The following is a 4,766-nucleotide window of genomic DNA, read 5'->3' as shown; positions in this document are numbered from 1 at the left end:
GAACACCCTTGCTCTTGGCTATGTAATTCCCGCTATTAGGGCTTACTCGGGACTTACACCCGTTAGATAATGCTCATGCCGAGCGTACATAAAATACTCCCCCAAGTAGCATTTTTGCTATTTAGGGGAGATTATTCTATTCTATTGCTGTCCGGTAATAAAATATAATTTTGGGCTAAGTTCCTAAAGCACAAGATTCTGCAAAGGAATGCAAGTTGTGTAGGTAACGATTTAGAAATGAGCAATGTGCATGAAAGTTCATTGTTGTGTATAACCAAAGAACGCTCACTGTTTCTGTTGCAAAGGTAATACTTTGCGTGGAAAAATGAGCGTTCTTTCGCGTTTTTCTTCTTTGTTGATGAAAGAAAAAGCGATTACAGCCGTTGTGAGTGGTTGCGGTGAATGAGTTGTTGCCACTTCTGCTTACATTAATCGGAAATATGAATTAGAAATAAGGTATCCATTCTTCATTCATTGTCGGGTGTTATTCTTTGTGCGTGAGCTTTAAACAATGAATACGATGGACACGCCATAAAAAGGAAAGATTTCACATTCGGTACAATCCTAACCAACCATTTTGGAAAACGTAACTTCCTGCGTCGTTTCGGCTAGCTTGAAGGTTATGTGTGTGAAAGAGTGGTTGGACCAACAGCTGTTACAGAAGCTACGAATATACTTCCTGTGAAATCTTTGCCTGTAATTCTTTATTCAAATTAAACATTGTCCAGCGAGTGAAGATGTACTTTTGCTTTTTAGCAAAGCGCAATATCATCCGTTGATCTTCCGTCTTAGTAATGCCCATCAATGTAAGAAGGCTTTGTTTGTATGCATCATCTACAAAGGGACAAGTCATCATATCCGCCGTGAGAATCGTGAGTTCCGAATTGCGTTTACGCTCTTGCTCCGCAACAAGCCGATACTTTTTTAAAATATTTTCTTTCAATAAAGTCTTTTGTGTATCATAACACTTGTGGTTCGCATAGTAATACATCAATATAATACATGCGAACAAGTTATACTGCAATTCACTCTTTTCAATGAATGATTTGATAACTTCAGGTGAAAACAGATATGCAGAACCTAACTCTTTGACTAATATTAACAGATAAAGACTTTCATGCAAAGTGTTACGATGCGAATCTGTTGTAGCCAGCACCAAGGCGATTTCGTCTTGAATCTTCTTAAAGATAATATCCTTGCTTATTGTTTGGAATCTAACCTCTGGATTAGTTTTAAAATCACCATGCCGTTTTGCATAGATAACAATGGTATTCATTATCTTCTGCAATTTCAATGTAGTGTTTACCTGTCTGTTGCTATTGAAAACAAAGAACGTTACATCAATCAGAGATACTAGAAAACTTGTAAGCTTCCTTTGTACTCCTTGTGCTAGAAGTTCAACCTCATCCTTATTGGTATTCTCTTTAGACATCAGGCGCTCATATTTCTTGAAGCCTATTTCATATCGATTAAGAAAAGCGTCAAGGCGTTGGCTCATTTTCTCAAGCAGATAGTTTGCTATATCGCGATATTCTATTCCACATTCCCTAACTATTGCTTTTATTTGAGTATTTACGCTATTTGCAGACAGGTATATATTGAATTTCTTATATAGTATTTCCCTGTCTTTATCCGAATTTTCGTCTTCAGTTTCATCTTCTTTCTCCACATCCAAATTTGATTCTACTTCTTCCCAAAGTGGAGTCGAGAATATATCACTAAATAAATGATCAATTCTCTGTTTGGCTATTGTAATCTTTGTTATGAAAGGTCTTTCAAACTCTTCTGTTTTAGACGGACTAATCTGCATTTTGAATTCCTTTAGCCATTTAGTTAGACTTTCCATGAAGAGTCCCCTATCCTTTTCGTCATTATAGAAGAGAAAATAGTCGTCAACATACCGATAACACTCATAGTTAGATTTCTGACAAAGCTTTTCTTCCAATAGTTCCTGCTCAACCTTTTGGTCTATATACTGAAGTATAATCTCTGCAAAGATTCGAGAGAACTCCGGACCTATTGCAATACCATTAGTTTCACGAGCATTGACCGACTGCATTAGATTGTCAAATGCATCACCAAGCCATGAACCATGATATCCGGGCAAAACCTTCACCTTGTCCGCCCCTCCTGCAGTCGCCCAGCTTATGGTGTGGGTGTAAATACTGTCGAAACAGCTCTGTAAATCGAACTTCACAAGATGTTTGAATTTCTTTTCTGCTCGTTGGTATCTGTAATCCTCATAGAATTTGTATATATTTGAGTACTTCTCGTAACTGAAATAAGTTTTTAAGTTCTCATATTCATTGAAGAACAATTCAACTTTATCACTCTCATGACCTGACAACTTCCGGTGGAGCCGATCTCTGTAGTAAAAGTATTGCGCTATCTTGCGTGGTTTGCGAAGAGAGTATTTGCTCTGATGGCAAAGATAGAGTATGGAATATTTATACTTATCATAAAACTCTACTACTTGCCACTGGTTATATGGATGTATAATAGACAACGTTCTGTTCTTATTCGCCTTGTGAGCGATATTGAATTGATAGGGGTAGAATAGAGCATTTGGTCGATGTTGTAGTACACCTATTCTTTTACCCTTTTCATAACATCCAAATAGCAGTGCAGCAAAAGCATTCGCATCCTTTTCTTCTAAACGTTTAGATTGCTCTAAAACATTGCACATAATATTATCAACCATTTGTTCTCCACCAACCCATAAATATTTGGCAAGAAATCGATACAAATATCGGTTTGAGAATATTATAGGACACTCATAGGGCAAGACATCAGAAAAGAGTACCCGCTCTTTGCTATAGCTAAGCTTTATCTTTTTCCTCTTTCTCATACCCACGATTGTTTAATCATTTGCAGTCTACTTTTCTTTATCTTATATCGCTTATGAGGCATTGCGAAACCTTTAACAAAAGATACTTGCTTAAGCTGTTTCTTCAGAGTTGCTTCAATTTGTGGCTGTTTAGCAGGATCTATAAACGCTTTACCTTTCAATGATATTTGTCCACAGCTATGTTGAAGTAGCCTATCTAATTTCTCCAGGTCTTTTATGTTGTCCAGCAATTGGTTTGAGTAAAATATACCCACCTTCACTCCTCGCTTGGCGTTATACAGATTGATATTGCATGTCAACACATGTAATGCATCAAACAGGTAATGAGCTGCAATATCGTAAGAAACTGTATTTAACAAAATACCAAATTTCTGAAAGGTCTTTGTTATGCGATTTGATATCCTTTGCTTTTTATTTTTCGACAAAGAAAAAAAGCCTTGCTTATCCTTATTTCCTTTGATAGACTGTATGGTATATCCTAAAAGATCGAATTTTAGGCTTGTTGTAGCTTGGGAGTCATAAGTATAGCATTTGTTCGTCCCATCTGTAGGTGTGTGAATTGTCAAACCATTTTTAGCATACGCATCAGTTAGAGCTTTGACATAATCATCTAATGGCCAGTGGTGCTCTTCGTCTAGATCTGGATGTGCAACAACAATAATATCATCCACATATCTTGCCATGAAGACTATTCCTGGCAGAGTACGCCTAATCACATCATCTATCTTGGACAAATATAATTCGGACAGTAGTGAACTGATAGCACATCCTCGTGGAATACCTGTTTGTGGAGTCTTTATAACTGGGCGCAAATTCTTGGTTTCAAACTCCTTACGTATGAGTCCGCGCAAGAGCGATTTACTCTTTATGTCAAGCAGATTGTTCCCCTCCAAATACTCAAACAATTTATCATGCGGAATCGACTCGAAGCAGTGACGAACATCCGTTCGGATTACATAGTACCTGCTCTTATCCTCCCTCAACAACATCTTTAACTGAGAAAGTATCTCATTGCGACTTGACATAGATATCTTAAACAGCTTTTTCACATTCCTGCAAAGGACTTGCATTGCGAAAAACTCTTCAGCTGTAGTTCCAATAGAATAAACTGGTTTCAGCGGATTTTCTGAAGCATCTGGTGTGAGGGTGAAACGAAAACTACTAGATAAAATATTTGAAGATACTCTGTTAAGATGCTCTTGAAGCAAGGCTTTCTGTTGCTTAGCATTCTCCTTCATCGATTGCTTTAAGTAGTCAACATGGTTCGTTTCTTCCTCCGTACGCTCTGCCTTTTTCTTTCTCAATATCTCATTTAACTCCTTTCTCATATCACGATACTTTTGAGCTACTTCCAAATATTCACGTGAAAGATACTTTTTCTGCATCTTTCCCTTCCTATTCACTGCATTGAAGGCATCATTCAGCGAATTGTAGTTATATGAGAAGCTATATTGAGACATCTCTTAGAGTTTGTCTATCTATCTGTTTATTCAACCACTCCTTCCGCTTCGGTTTGGAGGTAATTGTTTTGCTTTTTATTTCGACAGAAAAGCGCAGTCACTGATACAAAATATTTTGAATAACTAAAGAACGCTCACTGTTTCAGATACAAAGGTAACACTTTGCGAGCAGAAGTGAGCGTTTTTTCATGTTTTTCTTCTTGTCAGTGAAAGAAAAAGGCGATTACAGTCGTTGTGAACGGTTACGATGAATGAGTTGTTGCCACTTCTGCTCGCACCAATCAGGAACAGATAGACCATTGATGGTAAGGATTGGTTGACGCTTCTCGTTGGTCGTGATGCGTAGCTCCGCATTTTCCTCCGTGAAGTTACGTTTGTACATTCCTGAATATACATCAGCAGTACCACGTACAGCTACCTGCTTTTGGTGCATCTTCACCACGGTATCATCATCAAAG

General features: G+C 37.7%; 2 protein-coding genes and 1 pseudogene. All 3 read right to left on the bottom strand.

The annotated features are described in order from the left end of the window. Positions 1-664: 664 nt before the first annotated feature. A complete protein-coding gene (gene drt3b, locus HMPREF9304_RS08285; protein WP_231564500.1) occupies positions 665-2,848 on the bottom strand; it encodes an antiviral reverse transcriptase Drt3b in 2,184 nt (727 codons plus the stop codon). Continuing rightward, the gene (gene drt3a, locus HMPREF9304_RS08280) at positions 2,845-4,308 is read right to left on the bottom strand and encodes an antiviral reverse transcriptase Drt3a (RefSeq protein ID WP_036928181.1); all 1,464 of its coding nucleotides are present in this window, start codon (positions 4,306-4,308) and stop codon (positions 2,845-2,847) included. Before drt3a ends, drt3b begins: the two co-directional genes overlap by 4 nt. Before the next feature lie 223 nt (positions 4,309-4,531). Then, positions 4,532-4,766, bottom strand: a pseudogene (locus HMPREF9304_RS08275) (MobV family relaxase); the annotation flags it as partial.

The organism is Hoylesella timonensis S9-PR14, assembly GCF_000762405.1.
Taxonomy (GTDB): Bacteria; Bacteroidota; Bacteroidia; order Bacteroidales; family Bacteroidaceae; genus Prevotella; species Prevotella timonensis_A.
The sequence above is the reverse complement of the archived record's forward strand: the minus strand, read 5'-3'. Positions and strand labels throughout refer to the sequence as shown.